The sequence below is a fragment of the Nocardioides sp. NPDC051685 genome (assembly GCF_044453405.1).
Lineage (GTDB): Bacteria > Actinomycetota > Actinomycetes > Propionibacteriales > Nocardioidaceae > Nocardioides.
In genome coordinates this window covers 40,042-63,734 of record NZ_JBITCR010000011.1, presented here as the reverse complement: position 1 = coordinate 63,734, position 23,693 = coordinate 40,042, and the positions used below count along the sequence as shown (strand labels likewise).

At 70.3% G+C, this 23,693-nt stretch carries 18 protein-coding genes; 12 read left to right on the top strand and 6 right to left on the bottom strand.

Features of this window, described 5'->3' with window-relative positions; genetic code table 11:
- Window positions 1–5 precede the first annotated feature (5 nt).
- Window positions 6–938: a TauD/TfdA dioxygenase family protein gene (locus ACIA03_RS24725; RefSeq protein WP_396987487.1), complete on the bottom strand. Its 933-nt coding sequence runs from the start codon at window positions 936–938 to the stop codon at window positions 6–8.
- 139 nt (window positions 939–1,077) lie between these two features.
- Between ACIA03_RS24725 and ACIA03_RS24720 the strand changes: the two genes are divergently transcribed.
- The 4 genes from ACIA03_RS24720 to ACIA03_RS24705 all read left to right on the top strand — a co-directional run bounded on the left by ACIA03_RS24720 (window position 1,078) and on the right by ACIA03_RS24705 (window position 7,216).
- Window positions 1,078–2,361, top strand: a complete 1,284-nt coding sequence (locus ACIA03_RS24720; protein WP_396987485.1) for a hydroxyacid-oxoacid transhydrogenase — start codon at window positions 1,078–1,080, stop codon at window positions 2,359–2,361.
- A 70-nt stretch (window positions 2,362–2,431) separates the two neighbouring features.
- Window positions 2,432–3,643, top strand: a complete 1,212-nt coding sequence (locus tag ACIA03_RS24715) for a multidrug effflux MFS transporter (protein ID WP_396987483.1) — start codon at window positions 2,432–2,434, stop codon at window positions 3,641–3,643.
- 246 nt (window positions 3,644–3,889) lie between these two features.
- Window positions 3,890–6,604, top strand: coding sequence for a DEAD/DEAH box helicase family protein (locus ACIA03_RS24710; protein ID WP_396987481.1), 2,715 nt, complete (start codon window positions 3,890–3,892; stop codon window positions 6,602–6,604).
- A gap of 144 nt (window positions 6,605–6,748) precedes the next feature.
- Window positions 6,749–7,216, top strand: a complete 468-nt coding sequence (locus ACIA03_RS24705; protein ID WP_396987479.1) for a peptidoglycan-binding domain-containing protein — start codon at window positions 6,749–6,751, stop codon at window positions 7,214–7,216.
- 51 nt (window positions 7,217–7,267) lie between these two features.
- Here ACIA03_RS24705 and ACIA03_RS24700 read toward each other — a convergent pair whose 3' ends face one another.
- Window positions 7,268–8,020: an SGNH/GDSL hydrolase family protein gene (locus ACIA03_RS24700; RefSeq protein WP_396987477.1), complete on the bottom strand. Its 753-nt coding sequence runs from the start codon at window positions 8,018–8,020 to the stop codon at window positions 7,268–7,270.
- A gap of 133 nt (window positions 8,021–8,153) precedes the next feature.
- Between ACIA03_RS24700 and ACIA03_RS24695 the strand changes: the two genes are divergently transcribed.
- Together ACIA03_RS24695 and ACIA03_RS24690 are read left to right on the top strand one after the other, a co-directional pair.
- The gene (locus ACIA03_RS24695; protein ID WP_396987475.1) at window positions 8,154–9,380 is read left to right on the top strand and encodes a sensor histidine kinase; all 1,227 of its coding nucleotides are present in this window, start codon (window positions 8,154–8,156) and stop codon (window positions 9,378–9,380) included.
- A complete protein-coding gene (locus tag ACIA03_RS24690) occupies window positions 9,377–10,036 on the top strand; it encodes a response regulator transcription factor (RefSeq protein WP_396987473.1) in 660 nt (219 codons plus the stop codon). The genes ACIA03_RS24695 and ACIA03_RS24690 overlap by 4 nt, the downstream gene beginning before the upstream one ends.
- Before the next feature lie 56 nt (window positions 10,037–10,092).
- On the opposite strand, the gene ACIA03_RS24685 is transcribed toward ACIA03_RS24690, so the two are convergent.
- The 3 genes from ACIA03_RS24685 to ACIA03_RS24675 form a co-directional block, all read right to left on the bottom strand.
- The gene (locus ACIA03_RS24685) at window positions 10,093–10,959 is read right to left on the bottom strand and encodes an alpha/beta fold hydrolase (RefSeq protein WP_396987471.1); all 867 of its coding nucleotides are present in this window, start codon (window positions 10,957–10,959) and stop codon (window positions 10,093–10,095) included.
- Between the two features lie 85 nt (window positions 10,960–11,044).
- Window positions 11,045–12,256 carry a DUF222 domain-containing protein gene (locus ACIA03_RS24680; RefSeq protein ID WP_396987469.1) on the bottom strand — a complete coding sequence of 404 codons (1,212 nt, stop codon included), beginning with the start codon at window positions 12,254–12,256 and terminating at the stop codon, window positions 11,045–11,047.
- Between the two features lie 367 nt (window positions 12,257–12,623).
- The gene (locus ACIA03_RS24675) at window positions 12,624–14,450 is read right to left on the bottom strand and encodes a flavin-containing monooxygenase (RefSeq protein ID WP_396987467.1); all 1,827 of its coding nucleotides are present in this window, start codon (window positions 14,448–14,450) and stop codon (window positions 12,624–12,626) included.
- Between the two features lie 106 nt (window positions 14,451–14,556).
- Here ACIA03_RS24675 and ACIA03_RS24670 point away from each other — a divergent pair, with 106 nt between their 5' ends.
- From ACIA03_RS24670 to ACIA03_RS24655, 4 genes are all read left to right on the top strand, one after another.
- Window positions 14,557–15,747 carry a GAF domain-containing protein gene (locus tag ACIA03_RS24670; protein WP_396987466.1) on the top strand — a complete coding sequence of 397 codons (1,191 nt, stop codon included), beginning with the start codon at window positions 14,557–14,559 and terminating at the stop codon, window positions 15,745–15,747.
- A gap of 97 nt (window positions 15,748–15,844) precedes the next feature.
- The gene (locus ACIA03_RS24665; protein ID WP_396987464.1) at window positions 15,845–16,555 is read left to right on the top strand and encodes an ABC transporter ATP-binding protein; all 711 of its coding nucleotides are present in this window, start codon (window positions 15,845–15,847) and stop codon (window positions 16,553–16,555) included.
- Entirely contained in the window at window positions 16,555–18,939 is a 2,385-nt protein-coding gene (locus tag ACIA03_RS24660; protein WP_396987462.1) for an ABC transporter permease, read from the top strand. The genes ACIA03_RS24665 and ACIA03_RS24660 overlap by 1 nt, the downstream gene beginning before the upstream one ends.
- A gap of 179 nt (window positions 18,940–19,118) precedes the next feature.
- Complete coding sequence (locus ACIA03_RS24655) at window positions 19,119–21,326, top strand: DUF6351 family protein (RefSeq protein ID WP_396987460.1); 2,208 nt, start codon at window positions 19,119–19,121, stop codon at window positions 21,324–21,326.
- A gap of 13 nt (window positions 21,327–21,339) precedes the next feature.
- On the opposite strand, the gene ACIA03_RS24650 is transcribed toward ACIA03_RS24655, so the two are convergent.
- Window positions 21,340–22,263 carry a TerC family protein gene (locus ACIA03_RS24650; RefSeq protein WP_396987458.1) on the bottom strand — a complete coding sequence of 308 codons (924 nt, stop codon included), beginning with the start codon at window positions 22,261–22,263 and terminating at the stop codon, window positions 21,340–21,342.
- A gap of 202 nt (window positions 22,264–22,465) precedes the next feature.
- On the opposite strand from ACIA03_RS24650, the gene ACIA03_RS24645 reads away from it, so the two are divergent.
- Window positions 22,466–22,840 (top strand): FAD-linked oxidase C-terminal domain-containing protein, encoded by a 375-nt coding sequence (locus tag ACIA03_RS24645; protein WP_396987456.1) that lies wholly within the window; start codon window positions 22,466–22,468, stop codon window positions 22,838–22,840.
- A 24-nt stretch (window positions 22,841–22,864) separates the two neighbouring features.
- Complete coding sequence (locus tag ACIA03_RS24640) at window positions 22,865–23,692, top strand: hypothetical protein (RefSeq protein WP_396987454.1); 828 nt, start codon at window positions 22,865–22,867, stop codon at window positions 23,690–23,692.
- The last annotated feature ends 1 nt before the right edge of the window (window position 23,693 follow it).

The window sequence follows — 23,693 nt, the reverse complement described above, 5'->3', positions numbered from 1 at the left end:
GTCGGTCAGGAGATCAGCTCGTCGAGGCGGTTGTAGACCTCGGCGGAGCCCTCGATCACCCGGCTGTGCTCACCCTCGATGGAGACGGGTACGTCGCCCTGCACGGTGATGCGCCGCACCTCGCGCGGCAGCTCGTCGAAGTCGGCGACCGCGTAGTGCTGGGTGGCGCGGTTGTCCCAGATCGCGACGTCGCCCTGCTGCCAGTGCCACCGGACGGTGTTCTCCAGGGCGGTGACCCGGTCCTGGAGCAGGTTGAAGAGGATCGCGCTCTCCTTCTGGTTCAGGCCGGTGAAGTGCTTGACGAAGTGGCCCAGGACGAGCGCGCGCTCGCCGGTCTCGGGGTGGATCCGGACCGCCGGGTGCTCGGTCCGGTAGATGGTCGAGACGAACTCCTCGCGCTTGCGCGCGGCCACGTCGTCGGTGGATTCGGCCTCGTCGGGGCGTACGTAGTCGTAGTCGTTGGAATGGACCGCCCACAGGTTGTCGACCAGCGCCTTGAGCTGCGGGTGGAGCCGCTCGTAGGCGCTGACGGTGTTGGCCCAGACGGTGTTGCCGCCGTAGTCGGGGATCTCCGCACCGCGCAGGATCGAGAACGCCGGCGGCCGGTCCACGAAGGTGACGTCGGTGTGCCAGGAGTTGGCGGCCATGCCGCGGTTGGCCTTGAGGGTCAGCACCCGGGCGCTGCCGGTGTTGACGGTCGGATGGGCGGCGGTCAGCGGGCCGAGACGCTCACCGAACGCGATCTGCGCACGGTCGTCGAGATGGCCCTGGTCGCGGAAGAAGGCGACCTTGTGCTCCAGGATCGCGGCCCGGATGTCGGCGATCGTCTCGGCGGGCAGGTCGCCGGAGAGGGTCACCCCGTCGATGCGGGCGCCGATCCGGCCGCCGACCTTGTGGACGGTCAGCTCGGTGGTGGGGCTGGCTTCGGTGATGGTCATTCGCGGTCTCCTCTGACGGGGCGGCTTGATCTGAATAAAGTCTAGTGAAATACATGACTTAAGACCACGGGTGTCTCACAGGACGGTTGGGCACTCCGACCGGTGATGTGGGTGGACGCCGGTCGATATCGTGCGCCTCATGACGCACGCCACACCCGAGACCGTGTTCACCTATGGCTCCCCGCAGCTCAAGTTCGGCACCGGCGCCTCTGGCGAGATCGGCTACGACCTCGCGTCGCTGGGCGCCCGCCGCGCTCTCGTGGTGACCGATCCCGGCCTCTCCGCGACCGGGCTCCCGCAGCGCGTGGCCGAGCAGATGAAGGCGTACGACGTCACTGCTGTCGTCTTCGACAGCGTCCATGTCGAGCCGACCGACGAGAGCATGCGGGCCGCGGTCGGGTTCGCCCGCGAGAACGGGCCGTTCGACGCGATCGTCGCGGTCGGGGGAGGGTCGAGCATCGACACCGCCAAGGCGGTCAACCTGCTGACCACCAACGACGGCGACCTGATGGACTACCTCAACGCTCCGGTGGGGGCGGGGAGGGCGCCTGCGAATCCCTTGCTGCCGCTGGTCGCGGTGCCGACCACGACCGGGACCGGGGCGGAGTCGACGACCGTGTGCGTGCTCGACGTGCTGTCGCTGAAGGTGAAGACCGGGATCTCGCACGCGCGCCTGCGCCCTACGCTGGCCGTCGTCGACCCGGACCTGATGATGACCCAGCCGGCCGGGGTCACCGCGGCGTCGGGGATGGACATCCTGTGCCACGCGCTGGAGAGCTACACGGCCCGCCCCTACACCTCCTACGACCGCAAGGAGCCCGCCCAGCGCGTGCCCTACTGCGGCGCCAACCCGATCTCCGACATGTGGTCGGAGAAGGGGCTGTCGCTCCTGGCGGGCTCGTTCCGGCAGGCCGTCGCGCACGGCGACGACGTTGTTGCGCGCGGTGACATGGCGTTCGCGGCGACCTTCGCCGGTCTGGGCTTCGGCAACGCGGGTGTGCACATCCCGCATGCCTGCGCCTACCCGATCGCCGGGCGCGTACGGGACTTCCACCCGGCGGACTACCCCGGGGACGAGGCGCTGGTGCCGCACGGGATGGCGGTCTCGCTGACCGCTCCGGAGGCGTTCCGCTACACCTTCGACGCGGCGCCGGAGAGGCACCTCCGCGCGGCTCGGCTGCTGGCTCCCGGGTTCGACGAGTCGACCGAGGAGCCGCGCGACCTGCTGCCGCGCGTGCTGACCGACCTGATGCGCGACATCGGCATCCCGGCGGGCATCGGCTCGGTCGGATATGCGGCCGGCGACATCCCCGACCTGGTCGAGGGGGCGCTCAAACAGCAGCGGCTGCTCGCCACGGCCCCGAAGCAGCCGTCGGCGGAGGATCTGAGCGGCATCTTCGAGAGGTCCATCACGCTCTGGTGAGGAATGCCCGGCGGGGCTACGACGTTCAGTTGGTTGTCTTCTTCAACCAAACTCTCCGGAGGTTCACTCGGTGACGTCAGTCCCGCCGCGGCTCTTGCTCGCACTCGCCCTGCTCTCAGCGTCCGCGCCGCTGGCGATCGACTTCTACCTGCCCTCCTTCCCGCAGATCGGCTCGGATCTCGGGGCCGCGGCCGGCAACGTACAGCTGACCCTCACGGCCTTCCTGATCGGGCTCGCGCTCGGCCAGATCGCCTGGGGGCCGATCTCGGACCGGTTCGGGCGGCTCAGGCCGCTGCTGATCGGGTCGGTCGTGGCCGCGTTGGCCGGTGTGCTGGCCGCGTTGGCGCCCACCGTCGAGCTGCTGATCGCCGCCCGCTTCGTCCAGGCGCTCGCCGCCGCGGCGGGGATCGTGATGGCGCGGGCGATCGTGGCCGACGTACTCCACGGTTTCGCGGCCGCCCGGGCGATGTCGATCATGATGTCGATCAGCGGCATCGCGCCGATCCTGGCGCCGGTGATCGGTGGCGCCATCGCCGGGTTCGTGCCGTGGCGCGGCGTACTCGGCATCGTCGCCGCGATCTCCGTCCTCCAGGTCGTCGTCGTGCTCCTGGTGATCCGCGAGTCGCTCCCGGTCGAGCGCCGGAGCAGCCGGGTCGAGTACGCCGATCTCGGCCGCCTGCTCGCCAAGCCCGCCTTCCTCGGCTACACGCTGACGCAGTCGCTCACGTTCGCCACCCTGATGACGTACGTCTCCTCCTCCTCGTTCCTCTACCAGTCGGTGATCGGCACGTCGGCGGCGGTATACGGCATCGGGTTCGCGGTCAACGCCGCGTTCCTCACCGTCGCCGGGCTGGTCTCGGCGCGGCTGGCCAAGCGGCAGGTGCATCCGGCCCGGATCATCCGCTCGGCACAGCCGGTGATGGCCCTGGCCGCGTTGTCCGTGCTGGTCGTCGCGCTGCTGCCGGTGCCGAAGGTGCTCATCCTGCTGCCGATCGTGGTCGTGACCACCTGTGTCGGCCTGATCATGGGCAACACCGGCGCCCTGGCCATCGAGCAGGCCCGGCCCTCGGTCGGTGCCGGCTCGGCGCTGATGGGCGGGATCATGTTCCTCGGCGGCGGGCTGGCCTCCCCGCTCGGCGCCGTCGCGGGTGAGCACACCGCGGCGCCCCTGGCGGTCACCATGGTGGTCACCTCGGTCCTCGGCGCCGTCGCCTTCTCCCTCGCCCGGCGCTCGGTCGCGCGCAACCCGGAGTCCGAGGCGGCCTTCGCCACCGCTGCCTAGGCGAGCCTGCCGAGACGTCACGCAGGTCGGCCGAGACGTCACGCAGGTCGGCCGAGACGTCACGCAGGTCGGCCGAGTGGGCACGGTGATGCGCACTCGGCCGACCTACCTGACGCCTAGGCCGACGCGGGTGACGCCTAGGCCGACGCGGGTGACGCCTCGGCCGACGCGGGTGACGCTTCGGCCGACGCGGGTGACGCTTCGGCCGACGCGGGTGACGCCTCGGCGCTGGCTAGGCTTCGCGGCGTGAAGCTCCGAGTCCACCAGCAACGTGCCCTCTCCGCTCTGGGCACGGCCTGGGAGGCGGGGCGGTCGCGGGCGTGGGTGGTGCTGCCGCCGGGGGCGGGTAAGACGCTCGTGGGGCTCAAGACCGCGCGGGACGCGATCGAGGACGGGGCGAAGGTCGTCGTGCTCAGCCCGAACACGGCGATCCAGGGGCAGTGGCTGCGGCAGGCGGCCGCGCTGGGTCTCTCGGCGTCTCCGTCGCGGGAGCTCCGAGCGCCGTTGACATCGCTGACCTACCAGTCGGTCGCGGTCTTCGGTGACCCGGACGACGAGGCCGAGACCGGCGAGAGCCACCTGGCACGGCTCCACGACAACGGACGTGCCCTGGTCGCCGCACTGAGAAGCGCCGGGCCGCTGCTGCTCGTGCTGGACGAGTGTCACCACCTGCTCGAGGTGTGGGGCGAGCTGCTGGGCGAGATCCTCCAGCTGCTGCCGGACGCTCGGGTTCTGGGGCTGACCGCGACCCCTCCCGAGGCGCTGACCAAGGAGGAGTCGGCACTGGTCGGAGCCCTGTTCGGCGAGATCGTCTTCTCGACCTCGATCCCGGCCGTGGTGCGTGAGGGCGATCTGGCGCCGTTCGCGGACCGGGTCTGGCTGACCGCGCCGTCGCCGAGCGAGCGGGAGTGGTTGCGGGGGAGTGCGGAGAGGTTCGAGGAGCTGCTCACCGCGCTGACCTCGGCCGAGCTGGGCACCGTGCCGTTTCTGGTCTGGCTGGACCGGAGGTTCGTCGCACGCTCGGACGGTGCGCCCTCCTGGGTCGAGCTGGCGAAGGCCTCGCCCGACCTGGCCACCGCCGCCCTGCGAGCTCACCATCGCGGGCTGCTCGCCCTGCCCGAGGGGGCGACCCTGACCGAGGCCCATCGCCGTGACCCCTCCGCCGAGGACTGGGTGGCGCTGATCGGCGACTGGGTGCGCGGACACCTGGCCACCTCCGAGGCAGACGCCGACCAGGAGGCGCTGGCCGCGATCAAGCAGGCCCTGCCTGCGGTCGGCTACTCGCTGACCCGGCGTGGCGTCCGCGTCGGGCGCTCACCGGTCGACCGGGTGCTGGCGCGCTCGGAGGCCAAGACGACGGCGACCGCGGCCATCGTCGACCACGAGCGCCTCGCCCACGGCGACTCCCTGCGGTTGCTCGTCGTCACCGACCATGAGCGGGCCTCGGCGACGCTGCCGGTCGACCTGCGCGGCGTGATCGCCGAGCAGTCCGGGTCCGCGCGAGCAGTGCTCGCCACGCTCTGCGCCGCGAACGACGACGTCCTGCTGGTCACCGGTGCCACCGTCGCCGGTCCGCCGACGACCCTCGCCGCGCTGGTGGCGCACATCGCCGAGACCGACCCCGCTCTGGCCGAAGGGCTGGCGGTCGAGCAGGGGGATGCGTACGCCACGCTCGTCGGACGCTGGAGCAGCCGGCAGTGGGTGGGGCACGTGACCCGGTTCTTCGAGGCCGGCGGCTGTCGAGTGCTGGTCGGCACCCGGGGCCTGCTCGGGGAGGGCTGGGACGCCCGGTCGGTCACCGGGATCGTCGACCTCACCGCGGCCACGACCACCACGGCGGTCGTGCAGCTGCGCGGGCGGTCGCTGCGTACGGATCCGGTTCGGCCCGACAAGGTCGCGGTCAACTGGACCGTCGTCTGCGTCGAGGAGGAGCACCCGCGCGGCGACAACGACTGGAAGCGGCTGGTCCGCAAGCACACCGGCTTCTTCGGCGCCGACGAGGACGGCTCCGTCGTCGACGGCGTCGGCCACATCGACGAGTCCTTCTCCCCGTACGCCGCCCCGCCGGAGTCCGACTTCGACGCGGTCAACGCCCGCATGGTCGCCCGTTCGGAGGACCGCACGGCGATCCGGGAGAGGTGGCGGATCGGGGAGCCGTACGCCGACGTCGCCGGCCGCACCGTCCGGATCCGGTTGCGCAGGGCCGGTGCGCTGCGGGCCCCGACCGGGGCGGTGCTCGCGCCGAGACCGCCGGGGTTCCGGCTGCTGGAGGGCCGGGTGCCCGAGTGGCGGCTGCCGGCCAAGACCGTCCTGGCGCCCGCGGTGCTGCTGAGCGTCGTGCTCGTCGCGGTCATCGCCTCCGGCGCCGGCGGTGGAGCGGCGGCGCTCGGCGGCGTCACCGGTGCGCTGTGGCTGCTGTGGGCGGCGTACGTCTATCGCGACGGCACCCGGATCGCCTCCCAGCTGCGCCGGCGACCCAGCGTCGGAGCCGTCGGGGCGGCCGTGGCGGACGCGCTGCACGCGACCGGGCAGACCTCGGCGGGTGCCGAGAGGCTGGAGATCGCGGTGGACAGCGACGGAAGCTACCGCCTCCACCTGGCGGGTGTACCCGAAGACGAGTCGGCACTCTTCGCCACCTCGCTCGAGGAGGCGCTGGCGCCGATCGCCGCGCCCCGCTACCTGGTCTCGCGTCCGATCGTGGACGATCTGGAGTCGCTCGCGAGGCTGCGCCTGGGCATGTCCGGCCGGCACGCCGCGGAGGCCGAGGCATGGCATGCGGTCCCCACCACCCTCGGCCGTCGAGCCGCAGACGCGAAGGCGTTCCGCGCCGCCTGGGAGCACTGGGTCGGCGGGTCCGGCCTGCTCTACACCGGCTCGCCCGAGGGCGCCGGCGTCCTGGCAGCCCAGCGCGGCGCCGACCCGTTCGACGTCACCGCCGTCATCCGCCGCCACTGGTCCTGACACAACACCGCCGTTCTGGCTCCCAGGACGACAGGTTTCTGGCAGATCGTGGACACCGGTGTCAGATTCCGGACCGATCTCGGACGGGGCCGATCGGTTGGCTTGTCACGTCAACTACACCCATCTCATCGAAGGGACACCATCATGACCTCCACCATCACCCGACGCATGGTCGGCGCCGTCGTCGCCACCGGCCTCGCCGCCACCGGCGCTTTCGCCATGGCCGGCACCGCCAACGCCGAGGTCGGCACCGGCAACATCGCCGCCGCTTCCTCGGTCTCCGCCCAGGCGACCCAGAACTTCGGTCTCACCGCGACCGAGGCCAAGGTCGTCCAGGGGAAGGTGCTGAAGAAGTTCGGCTACACGACCAAGTACCCGGGCAAGATCGACGGCAAGCTCGGGACCAACAGCTGGAAGGCGTTCCAGGTCTACCTGAAGAAGAGCTACGGCTACACCGGCAAGATCGACGGCGACCCCGGCAAGAACACCGTCAAGGCGCTGCAGCGCTTGCTGAGGGACAAGGTCGGCGCCAAGCTCACCATCGACGGCGATGCCGGGCCGAAGACGCAGGCGGCGTTCAAGAAGTACGCGAAGTCGCTCGCTACCCCCTGATCCGGTAGATCCCCTGAGACCCGGCCGCCGGCGAGATGCCGCGGCCGGGTCTCACATCTCCGCGGCAGGCGTCCAGGTGGGGAACTTGGCGGTGCGGCCGTCGCCGGAGGAGCGGCCGGTGAGGCGGCGGTGGATCCAGGGGCCGACGAACTCGCGGTAGTAGGCCAGGCCCTTCTTGCCCGCCGCGGCCTCGAGGTCGAGGTCCCACCAGCCCTCGGGGACCTCGACGCCGAGCGAGTCGAGGACGCGGGCTGCGACGCGGTGGTGGCCGCGGGCGTTCATGTGCAGCCGGTCCTCGGACCAGAATCGGCCGTCCATGAGGGTGGTGTCGGGCCAGTTGTAGGCCCGCACGATGTCGTCGCGCTGTGCGACCCGCTGCTCGACCAGGCCGACGAGCTCGTCGCCGCGGCGCTGGAAGACCTTGCCCAGCGGCAGCCGGGCCGACGGGTTGGCGCCGGAGAGCAGGATCAGCCTGATCCCGTGGGCGTCGCAGGCCTCGAGCACCGGCTGGAGCTGGTCGGCGATCGCGTTCGCGTCGGCCTTCGGGCGGAGCATGTCGTTGCCGCCGCCGTTGAAGGAGAGATGGGTCGGCTTCAGCGCCAGTGCGGCGGGGAGCTGCTCCTCGACGATCGGGCGGATCAGGCGTCCGCGGATGGCGAGGTTGGCGTACTCCACCGGGGTCCCGGACGCCGCCCAGCCCTGGGCGACCAGGTCGGCCCAGCCGCGGACGTGACCGTCGGGCATCTCGTCGCCGACCCCTTCCGTGAACGAGTCACCGATCGCGACGTAGCGCACTGCCTCCACGAGTCCTCCCAAGCACCATCCGACGGCGAATATCCATCGCCAGCCTCTGGATTCTAGTCCGCCCAGGGGCTGACCATGACATCCGTCCCCGGGCTGACGCCCACGCCGCCTCGGCTCCTCTACGGTGGGGTGCGTGGAGGAGTTGGTACGCCCCTGGCGGCTCGGCCCGCGTGGGCGATGGTGGTTCGACGTCCTGCTCGCCGGCACCCTGTTCCTGATCATCCCGTTCTACGCCGTCCAGGTCCTGCTGGACGGCAACGCGGCTCGCGATGTCGACAGCACCAGCCACGTCGCCGACCTGGTGCTCGTGGTGCTCCAGCTCGTGCCGCTGCTGTGGCGCCGCCGGCACCCGGTGATCGTCTACGCGATCGTGGCCGGCGCCTGCGGCCTGCAGGTCCTCCTCATCGACTATCCGCTGGTCTCGCAGGTCTCCTTCCCGATCGCGGTCTACTCGGTCGCCCGCTACGCCCGGCCGCGCTGGGGCCTGGCCGCGCTCGCCGTCGGCCTGCTCGGCTCCGTCCTCGGCACCCACGACTGGCTGAGCGCCGTCGACGCCGCCACCAACGGCGCGGTCCAGGACGACATCAACTGGAGCACGTACGTCCCGGTCGTCCTCTCGCTCGCCACCTTCCCGGTCGCCGCCTGGGCGCTGGGTGCGCTGGCCCGCACCCGAGCCGCGTACGTCGAGTCCCTGATCCAGCGCAACGAGCAGCTGCGCCGCGAGGCCGAGCAGCGTGCCGAGCTCGGCGCGACCCAGGAGCGCGCGCGGATCGCGCGCGAGATGCACGACGTGGTGGCCCACGGGCTGAGCGTGATCGTGGTGCAGGCCGATGGCGCCCGCTATGCCGCCGAGCAGGACCCGGCCCTCGCCCCGAAGGCGCTGGAGACCGTCGCGCAGACCGCCCGCGCGGCACTGGCCGAGATGCGGCAGCTGCTCGGCCTGCTGCGCGACGGCGACGCGCTGACCCGCCCGCAGCCGCGGCTGGGCGACATCGCGACGCTCGTCGAGGAGACCCGGGCCGGCGGGATGCAGCTGGCCGCGACCCTTCCCGAGCCCGGCCTCGCGGTGCCGGAGGGTGTCGCGCTGACCGCGTTCCGGGTGGTGCAGGAGTCGCTCAGCAACGTACGCAAGCATGCCGGTCCGGGCGCCGCGGCCACGGTCACCGTGACGGCCGTCGGTGACAGCCTCGAGATCGAGGTCACCGACGACGGCCGAGGTGCGGCCGCGGACGCGACCGGTGAGTCCGGCGGGCTCGGGCTGGTCGGCATGCAGGAGCGCATCTCCGCCCACAACGGCACCCTCGAGACCGGCCCGGCGACCGGCGGTGGCTTCCGCGTCTACGCGAGGATGCCCCTATGACGATCCGTGTCTTTCTCGTGGACGACCAGGAGCTGGTCCGGGCCGGCTTCCGGATGCTCATCGACTCCCAGCCCGACCTGAGCGTCGTCGGCGAGGCCGGCGACGGCCAGGAGGCCGTCGCCGCGCTGGGCCGGACCGAGGCCGATGTCGTCCTGATGGACGTACGCATGCCGCGCATGGACGGCGTCGAGGCGACCGGCCTGATCGCGGGCCGCGAGGGCGCGCCGAGGGTGATCGTGCTGACCACCTTCGACCTCGACGAGTACGCCTTCGCCGCGATCCGGGCGGGCGCCGCGGCTTTCCTGCTCAAGGACGCCCGCCCCGAGGACCTGCTCACCGCGATCCGCACCGTGCACGCCGGCGACTCGGTGGTCGCGCCGAGCACCACCCGGCGCCTGCTGGAGCACTTCGCCGCCACCGCCCCCGCGACCGCCGGGCCGGCGATCGAAGGGCGGCTGGAGGCGCTGACCGAGCGTGAGCGCGAGGTGCTCACGCTGGTCGGCCGCGGCCTGTCCAACACCGAGATCGCCGAGACCTTCGTGGTCGCGGAGGCGACCGTGAAGACCCACGTCGGCCGGCTGCTGGCCAAGACCGGTTCTCGTGACCGCGTCCAGCTCGTGGTGCTGGCCTACGAGACCGGCCTGGTCGGCCGCTGACGGGCCACGATCGGATAGCCGATCGGATGATGCCTCGATCACCGCGCGGCGGCTGGTCAGGCGTCGTCGAGCACCTCGCGCAGTAGTGCGGCGAACGCGTCAGGGTCGTTGTCGGGCGACATCGGGCTGACCGTGAACCCACCGTGGTCGCCTGGGAACACCGTAGGCTCCACACCCAGCTCCGCCGCCAGCGCCTCGCCACCTCTGCGGGCCAGCGTGCCGTCCCCCTTGGCACCGGTCGCGGGCACGATCCGGACCTCGGAGGCTCGCAGCGCCTCGAGGTCGGGCTCGAACGGCGGCATGGCGAGGTTGCGGCTCAGCAGGGCGTCGTCGCGGGTGCCGTCGTCCTCGGTGGGGAGGCCGAACGCGGCGGGATCCGGCGCCGGGCGGTCCAGATAGTCGTCCGGAAGCGGGCCGGGATGCATGATCAGCTGGATGAACTTGGCCAGCGCCGGGCCGTAGCCGTCCCGCTGGTAGGTCGCGACGATGTCGTCGTTGACCCGTAGGGCCATCTCGCGATCCTCGAGGATCGTGGTCAGGGGCGGCTCGTGCGACACCAGCGTACGGACGTCACCGGGATATCGGACGATCCAGTGCAGCGCGAAGGCTCCGCCACCGCTGGAGCCGAACGCGTCGACCGGCCCCAGCCCGGAGGCCTCGATGACGCGGTGCATGTCCTCGCCGTGAAGCTCGGCGGTGACCGCGCCGTCGGACGTCAGCGTGCTGCGTTCGGCGCCACGCGGGTCGTACGTGATGACCGTACGGTCCGTGAGGTGGCTGATCAGCTGCTCGAAGCCCGAGGCGGCCATGGGCGAACCGAAGACGAACAACGGTCGGTGTTCACTCGGCGCCTCCGGTTCGTGGACGTCATAGGTCAGGACGGCACCGGGCGATTCGACGGTAGCGGTGGACACCTTGGTCACGCGGCCTCCTTCGGGTCCTCTTCCTGATGATCGTGGTGCGGCGACGCGGGCTCGTCAAGCGCTCATATCGCCGGTCTTCATCGCCTCACGGGCGGCGGGTGAACCGGATCGTGCCGTCCGGTAGCCGCTCATGAATGTAGGCGGGGTTGTGCGCCAGGCGGTGGTGATGGAGGCAGAGCAGGGCGCCGTCTTTGAGGTTGGTCTTGCCGCCGGTGGCCCAGGGGTCGAGGTGGTGGGCGTCGCACCACTCCGGTGGCACGTCACAGCCTTCGGCCTGGCAGCACTTGTGCTGCAACCGCAGTGCTTTGCGTTGGATCGGTTGGAAGAGTCTGCTGTCTCGACCTTTGTCGAGGACCTCGCTGACACTGCCCAACACCCAGGGGATGATGGTGGCGTTGCACGCCATCCGGCGGGCCTCGGCCGCGCTGATCACCGTGCCGTTGGCCTCGTCGTAGCCCAGGGTCGCGATGCCGAGGTCCTTGCGGAGCTCCTCGAGCGAGATCACGACGTTGATGGTGGTCGCGTCGCCACCGTGACGGGGCAGGCTGGCAGGATCGAGGGTCTCCAACAGCCGGGTGAAGCCTTGTCCCATCAGCCGTTCCCAGGGCGGCAGCGGAGCGCCTTTGTCGAGGAGGTGTTGTTTGCGGGGTTGGGCGTAGGCCTCGACGAGCCGTTTGAACCGCATCCCGACCGAGACCGGGAGCATCCCGTCGAACCCGACGGTGCCGTCGTGGTTGTCCCAGATCCGCAGTGCGGTCTTCTGCTGGGCGCGGTCTTCCTCGGCGAGCAGGGCTTGGGCTTCGGCGTCCTCGAACCGGGCGGGGTCGATCTCGGCCAGGATCCGTTTGCCGACGATGCGGAGTTCGTTGGCGGTGAGCCGGGTGGCGTAGTCGACCAGCAGCTTCTCGGCCAGGACCAGATCCTCGGCACTGGCGACCGGGTCGGTCTCGATCTTGTCGAGCGCCTGGGTGATCACCCGCGCCTTGTCCAGGGACACCACCCCGTCGGCCAGACCAGCACTGACGAGGTCGTACTTGGCGACCTCGGTGGCGAGCTTGATCTGCGAACGGGCCGCACCTTTGTCGACCAACAGTTCGGCACGCATCCACGCCGACGCGTCCTTGTCACCAGTCTCCTCGGCGATGTCCCCGGCCGAGGCGAGCACCCGCAGTTTCAACGCGGCCTGTTGGGCCTGGAGCTTCTCCAGCCGTTCCAGGAGGTCCTTCTTCTGCCCGGTGTGCCAATACGCGGGATCGCTCGCGAGCAGGTCGTGGAGGGCGGTTTCGATGGCGGTCAACGCAGCGTCGATCGCATCGCCGGGGATACCTAACCACCTATTGGTGCAGGTCAAACGATGTTTTCGCGGTGAGCGAACGTCGTCGTTCTTGTGGATGGTAAGTGGCCCGAAGGGCCACCCCTTCCACCCCAGAAAACATCACCTGTCCCGTGCAAGACTCTGCCGCGGCCACACCCGGGCCGCCGCCCCGATAGCCAGCCAAGTCTTTTCTCGCTCTGGTCCGGAGTCCAGGACCGCCGAAGGCGGCCGGCGAAGCCGGCGGGCCGAAGGCCCGTCCTTGACGCCGGTCCAGATCGAGAGACCCTCGAGAACGGGTCGGCGGCCCACATCAACCAGGGAGGCGCAGCCCGCGACAAGCCAGTCCCACCTAGGCCAGATGATGCACCGGCGCCAGGTTGTAGACCGGCGTCTCGATCCCCTCGAACCGGGCCTTGAGCTGCAGCGCCAGATAGAGCGAGTAGTGGCGCGACTGGTGCAGGTTGCCGCCGTGGAACCACAGCGCCTCCTGCTGGGTGGGCTTCCACATGTTGCGCTGCTCGCCCTCCCACGGCCCGGGGTCCTTGGTGGTGTCGGAGCCGAGACCCCAGCACTTGCCGACGCGGTCGGCGACCTCCTGGCTGATCAGGTCGGCGGCCCAGCCGTTCATGGAGCCGTAGCCGGTGGCGTACACGACCAGGTCCGCCGGCAGCGACGTCCCGTCCTCGAGCACGACGGCCGACGAGGTCAGATGGGAGACCTGGCCGTGAGCGAGCTTGACCGACCCGTCGGCGACCAGTTCGGCCGAGCCCACGTCGATGTAGTAGCCCGAGCCGCGGCGCAGGTACTTCATGAACAGCCCGGAGCCGTCGTCGCCCCAGTCGTGCCGGAACCCTGCCTTCTCCAGACGCTGATAGAAGTCGGCGTCGCGCTCGGCCATCTGCTCATACAGAGGGATCTGGAACTCGTGCATGATCCGGTAGGGGAGCGAGGCGAAGACCAGGTCGGCCTTCTCCGTGGTCATCCCGGAGGCGAGCGCGCGCTCGGAGTAGAGGTCGCCGAGCCCGATGTCCATCAGCGTGTCGCTCTTCACGATGTGGGTCGAGGACCGCTGCACCATGGTCACGTCGGCACCGTGCTCGAACAGCGCCCCGCAGATGTCGAAGGCGGAGTTGTTCGACCCGATCACGACACACCGTTTGCCCTCGTACGCATCCGGACCCGGGTGCTGGGAGGAGTGGTGCTGCTCGCCCTCGAAGATGTCCATGCCCGGCAGGTCGGGGATGTTCGGCTTCCCGGACATCCCGGTGGCCAGGATGAGCTGCTTGGGGTGCAGCGTGATCTCCTCGCCGCCGCGCGAGACGGTGACGGTCCACTCGCCGGCCTCCTCCGAGTAGGAGGCGCTGGTGGCCGTGGTCGAGGACCAGTAGGGCACCTCCATCACCTTGACGTAGGACTCCAGCCAGTCGCCGATCTTGTCCTTGGGTGCGAAGACGGGCCAGTTGTCGGGGAACTTCAGATAGGGCAGGTGGTCGTACCAGACCGGGTCGTGCAGGCACAGCGACTTGTAGCGGCCGCGCCACTGGTCACCGGGCCGCTCGTAGCGGTCGATGACGAGCGACGGCACCCCGAGCTGGCGCAGCCGCGCCCCGAGCGCGATCCCGCCCTGCCCGCCACCGATGACCACCGCGTACGGCTGCTCGGTCAGGCCCAGCGTCTCCGCCTCCGCCTGCCGCTTCTCGGCCCAGGTCACCCGGTCACGGTTGACGCCGTGCTCGGCACCCTTCGGGCGACGCTCGCCGCGGGGCTCCTCGTGGCCCTTGAGCTCGTAGAGCGTGGTGAGGAACGTCCACGCCCTCGGCTGGTCGTCCTCCACCTTGAGACGGAGCAGTCCGCGGCCCCGGCCGATCGCGGTCTCGAAGGTGAACCAGGCGGTGGTCACCCCGTCGGCGGTGGCCTCCGGCTCCTCGAGCGCGAACCCGGACGGATCGACACGCTCCAGCGTGGCCGAGAGCAGGTCGGCGACCCCGGTCGGGTCCTCGACGGTGGTGATGTTCCAGGAGAAGGCGACCAGGTCGCGCCAGAAGCTCGTGGTGGCGAACATGCCGGCGGCCCGGGGGATGTCGCGTTCCTTCAGGGCGGCCTCGAAGTCGGTGAGCCAGGTCTGCGCCGGACCGAGCTGGGCGGTCGCGGGAGGGGGTTCGAGTGTCTGCGTCATGGCACCAGCACACCGCCGCGCGGGTGCCGGAGAAAGGGTTGCAACGGATTGCATGTGGCGCGGGTCACAGCGAGCACCTACCCTCGGAGGCGGAGGTGGACGCCAGATGACAGCGACCGGAGCAGTCCCGGCGGGAGCAGACCTGCCGCGCCTGGCCCGTGACCTCGTACGCGTCCACGACGCAGTCCTGTCCGGCAGCCGCCCGCCGAGCACGCCCCGGATCCTGGTCGAGCGCTCCTGGCGCCGCGTCATGAGCATGGGCCTGGAGCCCGGCAGCAGCAACGGCAGACGTACGCCCTCAGCAGCCGAGTGCGCGGGACGAAGAGCCCGCTCGCCGCTGGCCACGGTGATCGGCGACCTGCGAGCGGTGCTGACCTCGGCGGCGGACGCGGCGACGTACCTGATGGTGGTCACCGACGCCGAGGGTGTGGTGCTGTGGCGCGAGGGTTCGGCGCGGGTGCTCAAGATCGCCGACCAGCTCGGCTTCGTCGAAGGGGCGCTGTGGACCGAGCGGGCAGTCGGCACCAACGCCATCGGCACCGCGCTGGCCGAGGCGGCGCCGGTCGAGCTCTTCTCCGCGGAGCACTTCGAGCAGGCGCAGCATCCCTGGTACTGCACGGCCGCCCCGATCCACGACCCCCGCACCGGTGCCCTGCTCGGGGTCGTCGACGTCAGCGGTCCCGCGCTGACCCTGCACCCGGCGATCGGCGCCCTGGTCGAGAGCGCCGTGCGCCTGGCCGAGATGAGCCTGTGGCGCCACCACCAGGAGTGGTTGGCGCGGCTGCGTCGCGAGACCGACCACGTCGTCTCCGGTGTCGAGGGTCCGCTGCTCGTGGTCGACGACGACGGCTGGGTCGCTCACCATGCCGGGATGGCCGCCCGCGACCGGATCGCGGCGCCCCGGCAGGACAAGATGCTGACCGTCCCGGGCCTGGGGCTGTGCCTGCCCGAGCGGGTCGGCGAGCGCGGCTGGCTGGTCCGGCCGGCCTCCTCGGGATCCTCGGGGTCGGGCAACCTGACCGCCCGCCTCGACGCCGGCGGCACCCTCGAGGTCGTCTCGGAGTCGGGCAGCTGGCGCACCACCCTGAGCCGGCGCCACGTCGAGATCCTCACCCTCGTCGATGCCGCCGGTCCCACCGGCCTCACCGCCCGCGGGCTCAGCGAGGCCGTCTTCGGCGACGCCGAGCACATCGTCACCGTGCGTGCCGAGGTCTCGCGGTTGCGCCGCTCTATCGGCGCCCTGGTCTCGACCAACCCCTACCGGCTGGCCGACGGGGTGACGCTCGTTCGGGGATGACCCTGAGTCGACCCTTGCCGATCAGCCCCAGGTCGTACGCCCGGATCAGCCCCCAGCCCGATGTGCGCTGACGCCTCCTGACGAGAGGCTCGGTGCCATGACACAGACCTCTGTTCCCACAATGACGGCCGCCGCCCGAGCGGTGGGCCTGACCAAGACCTACGGCAAGGGCGCGACCGAGGTGCACGCGCTGCGCGGTGTCGACCTGGAGATCCGCCGCGGCGCGTTCACCGCGATCATGGGCCCGAGCGGCTCGGGCAAGTCGACGCTGATGCACTGCCTGGCCGGGCTCGACCGCCCGACCTCCGGTGAAGTGGTGGTCGCGGGCCAGCCGTTGGAGAACCTGAACGACGACCAGCTGACCGTCTTCCGCCGGGAGAACGTCGGGTTCGTCTTCCAGGCGTTCAACCTGCTGCCGATGCTGACCGCGGGCCAGAACATCCAGCTGCCGCTGGAGCTGGCCGGCAAGCGGGTCACCGAGGAGACCCGTGCGCGGGCGCAGATGATCGCGGACACCCTCGGCATCGGCAAGCGCCTGGGTCACAAGCCCTCCGAGCTCTCCGGCGGCCAGCAGCAGCGCGTCGCCATCGCCCGGGCACTCGTCACCCAGCCCGCGATCCTCTTCGCCGACGAGCCCACCGGCAACCTCGACTCCGAGACCTCGGCCGAGGTGCTCGACCACCTCCGCCGCAGCGTCCGCGAGCTCGGCCAGACCGTGGTCATGGTGACCCACGAGGCCTCCGCTGCTGCGTACGCCGACGAGATCGTCACCGTGAAGGACGGGCACATCGAAGGGGTGACGCGCTGATGCGGACGGTGCTGTTCGCATCCCTGCGGACCTACGCCCGCCGGTACGCCGCGGCTGTCGTGGCGGTCGTCGCCGCGGTCGCGCTGATCGTGGTCACCAACGCACTGACATCGGCGACGAAGTCGGGCCTGTTCGCCGGCATCGACGCGCCGTTCCAGAACGCGGTCGGCGCGGTCGACCTCCCGACCGACGAGGTCGCCGAGAAGTACGTCGAGAAGGGCGGCTGGCCGCTCGCCATGTCGATGCAGCCCGTCCGCACCGAGACGAAGATGCTCGGCCAGGACATCATGGTCGGCGCGGTCTCCACCGAGAAGCGCTGGCAGTGGCAGGACCTCGAGTCGGGTCGGTTCCCGACCCGTGCCGGCGAGGCCGTCGTCGACGCCAACGCCGCCAAGACCAACAAGGTCGCGGTCGGCGACACGCTGAAGGTGGGCAGCGGCAAGACAGCGGTCGAGACGACCGTGGTCGGCCTCGTCGACGCACCCTCGATGTGGTCCTCGCCGATCTACGTCACCTGGCCCGAGATGCAGGGCTGGAAGGACCAGTACGTCCAGGCCGTGATGACCGCGGGCACCGGCGACGAGGCCGACAAGTGGCTGAACACCGACGACTACCTCACCGAGCTGCAGACCCAGCTCAACAAGGAGGTCAACGTCATCGCGTACATGGTCCTGATCTTCGCCTTCATCGCCCTGTTCGTCTCGGTGCTGGTCATCACCAACACCTTCTCGATCCTGTTCGCCCAGCGGATGCGCGACTTCGCGCTGCTGCGCGCCATGGGTGCCACGAAGCGTCAGGTCCTGCGATCCGTACGCCGCGAGGCGCTCGCCCTCGGACTTATCGCCTCGCTGCTCGGCCTGGTCGTGGGCACCGTCCTCGGCTGGGGGATAGTCGCGCTGGTGCGCCAGCTCGCCGAGACCGCGCCGCTGGGCGATGTCGCGCTCGAGTGGCCGTGGCTGGTGGGCGCCTTCGTCCTCGGCACCCTCACCACGCTGGTCGCCTCCTGGCTGCCGACGCGCCGGCTGATGCGGCTGAGCCCGCTGGCCGCGCTGCGTCCGCAGGAGGGCTTCGACGTACGCGGCGCCGGGCTGTTCCGGCTCGGCCTCGGTCTGGTCGTGGCGCTCGCCGGCATCGCGACGATCTTCGTGGCGGTGGGCTGGGACGACTCGCAGACCGGGATGCTGATCGTGCTGGTCGGCTGTGGGGTCACCTTCATCGGCGTGATGCTCCTCGGGCCCGCGCTCGTGCCGGGCCTGGTGCGGCTGGCCGGGTCGGCGCTGGCGCTGGTCGCCGGCTCCCCGGCGAAGCTCGCCGCGGCCAATGCCGGACGCAACCCGAAGCGCACCGCCGCCACCGCGGCGTCGCTGCTGGTCGGCGTCACCCTCACCACAGGTGTGCTGACCGGGATGGCGACCATCCGCGGCGCCACCCTGGACGAGATGGCGGAGCAGCACCCGATCGACATCGCGCTCCAGTCCGAGTCGAAGCCTCTGGAGGACTCGGTTCTCGGAGACGCGAAGTCGGTCCCGGGGGTCGCGGACGCGGTCGCCGTGCCGGGGGCCATGGCGTCGGTGCAGACCGACGGCAAGCCCGTTCCGCTGCCTGTCATCGCTCCGCCGGGCGGAGACATCGCTCTGCACGACATGACCGTGAAGCCCGGCACGATGGTGCTCTCGCCGCTGGCCGCCTCGGCGTTGACCGAGAACGAGTTCGAGGCGTCCGGTGAGAAGGTCACGCTGGTCGTCGGCGACCGTTCGGCCACGGTGACCCTGGACGTACGCGAGATCGACGGCGCCCCGCAGATCTCCGCGGCCACGCTCGAGGAGCTGACCGGTGACCCGCAGACGTACGCCGTCTGGGTCCGTGCCGATGCCGGTGCCGACCCGGAGGACCTGGCCGGTGCGCTGGGGGCGATCGCTCCGGACGCCGAGCTCACCAACGGCAAGAGCCAGCGCGCCTGGGTCGAGCTTCAGCTGGACGTGTTCACCTGGGCGGTGATCGGGCTTCTGGCGGTCTCGGTGCTGATCGCGCTGGCCGGTATCGCCAACACCCTGGGCCTCTCGGTGCTCGAGCGCGGACGTGAGCACGCGCTGCTGCGGGCGCTGGGCCTGACCCGGCGTCAGCTGCGGCGGACGCTGGCCGCCGAGGCGGTGCTGCTCTCGGCCGTGGCGGCTCTCGTCGGCACCGCGCTCGGCGTCTTCTTCGCCTGGGGCGGCAGCGAGATCCTGGTCGGCGACATGCTCCCCGACGCCACCTTCGAGCTGCCGGTGCTGCAGCTGGTGGCGGTCGTCGTGGCCGCAGGCCTGGCCGGCCTGGTCTCGTGCGTGGCGCCGTCCAAGCGGGCCACCAAGGTCAGCCCGGCGGAGGGACTCGCACTGGACTGACCGAGCAGCGACCGGCTCGACCGACGGTGTCACCGTCGGTCGAGCCCGATGCACACTCTTTGGGGGGTGTCGTCAGACACGCTGGCTGGACGATCATCAGGGCGATCAGGGCCGGCGGCTCCATGAGCACCACCAGCCCATCTCCGCGCTGCTGGGGCGCACTACCGAGGAGTCTCGTAGTGAAGAAGCTGGTGGTTGCCGCTGTCGCGGCCGTCATGATGTTTGTCGGAGTTCCGGCAGGTGCGGGCCACGCGGCCGCGGCGGAGGGGTTGCAGGTCCAGGTGCTGTCCAATCGGGCTGACCTGATCTCTGGTGGGCAAGCCCTGGTCGAGGTGGTGCTGCCGGCGACGACCAACCCGTCGAAGGTGCAGGTGGACGTCGATGGCCGGGACGTCACCTCTGGGTTCAAAGTCCGGCCGGACGGCCGCTTCATCGGCCTGGTCACCGGGCTGAAGGTTGGCGAGAGCGTACTGACCGCCCGCGGGCAGGGCGGTGGCGCGCGGATCACTATCACCAACCACCCGATCGGCGGTCCGGTATTCGCTGGTCCGCAGGTGCAGCCGTGGACCTGCGCGACCGAGAAGCACGGCCTCGGCCCCGCCCTGGACGCCCAGTGCAACGCCCCGGCGAAGTTCGAGCTGCTCTACAAGTCCTCGGTGACCGGCCAGTTCGCCGCATACGACCCGGCGCGCCCGCCGGTGGACCTCGGGTACACGACCACCGACCAGGGCCACCGCGCCCCGTACATCGTGCGTCGCGAACGCGGGGTGATGAACCGCGGCATCTACGACATCGCCGTGCTCTACGACCCCACCCAACCGTGGCAGCCGTGGGCGCCACAGCCCGGCTGGAACCACAAGCTGCTCGTTCCGTTCGGCGGGGACTGCACCCCGCGGCACTCGCAAGGCGCACCTGAGCAGGTGCAGGGTGTCTCGGTGCTCGACGATCAGGCCCTGTCCCGCGGGTTCGCCGTGGCGCTGTCGAGCCTGAACATCTTGGGGCAGAACTGCAACGACGTCGTGTCTGCCGAGGCGCTGATGATGCTCAAGGAGCACATCGTCGAAAGCTACGGCCCGATCCGCTACACGATCGGCTCTGGCGGCTCCGGTGGTTCGATGCAGCAGCACTGGATCGCCTCCAACTACCCCGGTCTGCTCGACGGCATCCAGCCGTCCGCCAGCTACCCGGATGTGTGGGAGACAGTGCAGGAGGCGGAGGACTGTCACCTGCTCGACCGATACTTCGACAGCTCACCGCTGTGGGCGGTGACCGCCCAACGCGCTTTCGTGGAGGGCTACGCCGCCGAAACCGTGTGCCGCTCCCTCTGGGACAACCCCACCGGCAACGCTCAGTACTCCAAGACGTGGCTGGACCCCGACAACGGCCCCGGCTGCCTCGGTGGCGCCCTCGGGGCCGACAGCACGAGCCTGGAGCCGAACCCACCGTGGGTGTACGACGCACAGAGCAACCCCACCGGGACGCGCTGCACGCTGCAGGACTATTCAGTATCGATCTGGGCCCGGCGTCCGCAGGAGTCGTGGGGCCCGGTGGAGCAGCAGATCGGCCGCGGCTTCGCCAACCGACCGTTCGACAACGTCGGCGTGCAGTACGGCCTGCAGGCTCTGGAGTCGGGGGAGATCCTGCCCGAGCAGTTCGTCGATCTCAACGAGCACGTCGGCGGTTTGGACATCGACTGGAACTGGCAGCCGCAACGCAGCGAGGCCGACCCTGCCGCATTGGATATCGCCTATCGCTCCGGACGGGTGACCTATCCGCGGGAAGCGGCCAAGGTGCCGATCATCGACCTGCGCGGTACAAGCAACCTGGAGATTCACACCGACTTCCACAGCTACGCCATGCGGCAACGGCTCATCCAGGCCAACGGTCATGCCGACAACCAGATCATCTGGACCAGCGCCGTCCCCCTCCTCGGCGACCCGATCGGCAACCAGGCGGCGTTCCTGCTCATCGACAAGTGGCTGGCCAATATCGAGGCCGACACCTCCACCGACCCGCTCGAGGTCAAGGTGCTGCGCAACAAGCCGGCCGAGGCGGTCGACGCCTGCTGGATCGCGGGCAAGAAGGTCACCGACATGAACCTGTGCCGCGCCGCCTTCCCGTACTTCGGCGACCCCCGCATCGCCGCCGGCGGACCGCTCGCGGACAACGTCCTCAAGTGCCAGCTCAAGCCCGTCGACCGCGGTGACTACACGGTCGACTTCACCGACTCCCAGTGGGAACGCCTGCAAAGGACCTTCTCGACGGGCGTCTGCACCTACCGCAGACCCGGAGTCGGCCAGCAGCCCTCAGCTCCGTGGATGACGTTCGCCGACGGACCCGGCGGGCAGCCGTTCGGACCCGCTCCAGAAACGAGGTCGGTGCCCTGAGCGCTCGTGCCGGTTACACGTTCGAACTCTCCAGCTCCTTGCTCTCGTTCCGCGCGGAGGCGATCAGGCTGGTGGTGACGGTGACGGCGAGGATGCCGACGATGATCACCAGCGAGAGCCAGGTCGGCACGACCGGGACACCGTCCCAGTGCCCGTGGGCCCAGTGCAGGCCGAGCTTGACGCCGATGAAGGCGAGGATCGCGGCCAGACCGTAGGAGAGGTGGACCAGCTTGGACAGGGCACCCTCGAGCACGAAGTAGAGGGCTCGCAGGCCGAGCAGGGCGAACGCGTTGGTGGCGAAGACGAGGTAGGGGTCACCGGTGATGCCGTAGACCGCCGGCACCGAGTCGACCGCGAAGATGATGTCGGTGGCGAAGATGGCGAGCACCACGATGGCCATCGGCTTCAGGCCGATCTTGCGGCCGAGGCGTACGGCGAGCATCTCCTCGGGGTCGACCTTCTGGTCGTGGCCCTGGACCGCCTCGATGAAGAGCTTCGCCGCGGTGACCAGCAGGATCGCGCCGAAGATCAGGAAGACGATGTCCCACTGGGACAGCGCCGCGGCGCCGAGCGCGATGAAGATGCCGCGCAGCACCAGCGCGCCGACGATGCCGAAGAGCAGCACCTTCTGCTGCAGCTGTCGTGGCACCGCGAAGGCGGCGAGGAGCAGCATGAAGACGAACAGGTTGTCGACGCTGAGCGACTTCTCGACGATGTAGCCGGTGTAGTACTCGAAGCCGGTCTGGCTGCCGTGGGCGTTCCAGACCCAGACGCCGAAGGCGAGCGGAAGCGCGATGTAGAAGGCCGACCAGCCCAGGGCCTCCTTCATGGAGACCTCGTGCGGGCGGCGGGTCAGGACGAAGTCGAGGGCGATCAGCACCACGACGGCGCCGATGGTCACTGCCCACAGGGTGGGTGTGCCGATGGTATCGAGCATGAAGGTTCCTCAGGCGTGTCATCGAGACGTCTGAGGTCTCCCTCACCCCGGATCGGGGTGTCATTCCGGGACGGTGGTGGCACCGACGTACTGACCGGAATGAGCTTGGTGAGGTACTCCCCTCGAGGTAAAGCGTATCGGTATCTCCGAAGGGGTGCGCAAATCGTCGCCAACAGAGCCGGCCGGACGACACAGTGGCGCGATGACCGTGGAGTCACAGCTGTCCCTGGTCGGTGACCTCGCCGCCGACGTCTCCGAGGTGGTGACCGACGAGCTCTCGCGCCTGGCGGCATCCACCGACCGGTCCGGCTCGGTCGCCGACGGCCTGCCGCTCGCGGTGGTGCGGGCGCACAGCGTCGCGGACGTCCGGGCGACGATGCGGATCGCCTCGGCACACCGGGTGCCGGTGGTCCCACGGGGTGCGGGCACCGGACTGGCCGGGGGAGCGCACGGGGTCGGCCGGCTCAAGCGCACGTGGCTCGAGCCCGAGCTCGGTGCCGACTCCATCAACGTGCAGCAGCGGATCAAGGCGGCCCTGGACCTGCTGGGGATTCTCAATCCGGGTGTCGGGTTCTGACCAGCTCCATGACACCCTTTACTCGTGCGTGTCGGAATTGCTGCTGTCGTCCTGACCCTCGGCCTCGCGGTCACGCTGATCGCCTGTGGTGGCGAACCGAAGGCGGCCGACCCCGCCTCGCAGCCGAGCGTCGCGACGGTCGTGACCGCCATCGAGGGCGCCGATGGCACCTCCGCGACCGCCGGCGGCTACACGCTCGGCGACGTCAGCCTGCCCGCCGAGGCGGGCACCCCGGGCAAGGTGAGCTTCACGATCACCAAGGAAGGCGACCCGGTCACCGACTACATCGAGGAGCAGACCAAGGACCTCCACCTCTACGTCGTCCGCGACGACCTGGAGGTCTTCCGCCACCTGCACCCGACCCAGAGCGAGCCCGGCGCCTGGTCCGGCGACCTGACGCTGCCCGCGGGCGGCACCTACCGGGTGGTCGTCGAGTTCGCGGCGAAGACCCCGGACGGCAAGGGGGAGCAGGCGATGCTCGGCGCGACCGCCAAGGTCGCGGGGGCGGCGGAGGTGGACGTACCCGGCTCCGACGACGGCACCGTGATCGCCGCGCTGGAGGAGACCCCGAAGCCCGGGATCGACCAGGAGATCGGCGTCCTGATCTCCGACCCGGCCGGCAAGCCGGTCAACCTCGGCACCTACCTCGGGGTCTACGCGCACGTGACCGCGTTCAGCCGTGAGACCGGCGAGGTGATCCACCTGCACCCGCTCGGCGGCCCCGAGAACGGCGAGGACGGCACCCGCCTCGGCATCCACGTGAAGCCGCCGAAGGCGGGTGACTACGTCTTCTTCGTGCAGGCGCGGGTGGACGGGATGATCCACACGCTGCGGCTGCCCGTCACTGTCTGAC

Bases quoted from the DNA above. Each gene is read 5' to 3' on its own strand.
- ACIA03_RS24690 (WP_396987473.1), top strand. From the start codon at position 9,377: ATGACGATCCGTGTCTTTCTCGTGGACGACCAGGAGCTGGTCCGGGCC.
- ACIA03_RS24705 (WP_396987479.1), top strand. From the start codon at position 6,749: ATGACCTCCACCATCACCCGACGCATGGTCGGCGCCGTCGTCGCCACC.
- ACIA03_RS24720 (WP_396987485.1), top strand. From the start codon at position 1,078: ATGACGCACGCCACACCCGAGACCGTGTTCACCTATGGCTCCCCGCAG.
- ACIA03_RS24665 (WP_396987464.1), top strand. From the start codon at position 15,845: ATGACACAGACCTCTGTTCCCACAATGACGGCCGCCGCCCGAGCGGTG.
- ACIA03_RS24645 (WP_396987456.1), top strand. From the start codon at position 22,466: ATGACCGTGGAGTCACAGCTGTCCCTGGTCGGTGACCTCGCCGCCGAC.
- ACIA03_RS24650 (WP_396987458.1), bottom strand. From the start codon at position 22,263: ATGCTCGATACCATCGGCACACCCACCCTGTGGGCAGTGACCATCGGC.
- ACIA03_RS24725 (WP_396987487.1), bottom strand. From the start codon at position 938: ATGACCATCACCGAAGCCAGCCCCACCACCGAGCTGACCGTCCACAAG.
- ACIA03_RS24670 (WP_396987466.1), top strand. From the start codon at position 14,557: ATGACAGCGACCGGAGCAGTCCCGGCGGGAGCAGACCTGCCGCGCCTG.
- ACIA03_RS24675 (WP_396987467.1), bottom strand. From the start codon at position 14,450: ATGACGCAGACACTCGAACCCCCTCCCGCGACCGCCCAGCTCGGTCCG.
- ACIA03_RS24660 (WP_396987462.1), top strand. From the start codon at position 16,555: ATGCGGACGGTGCTGTTCGCATCCCTGCGGACCTACGCCCGCCGGTAC.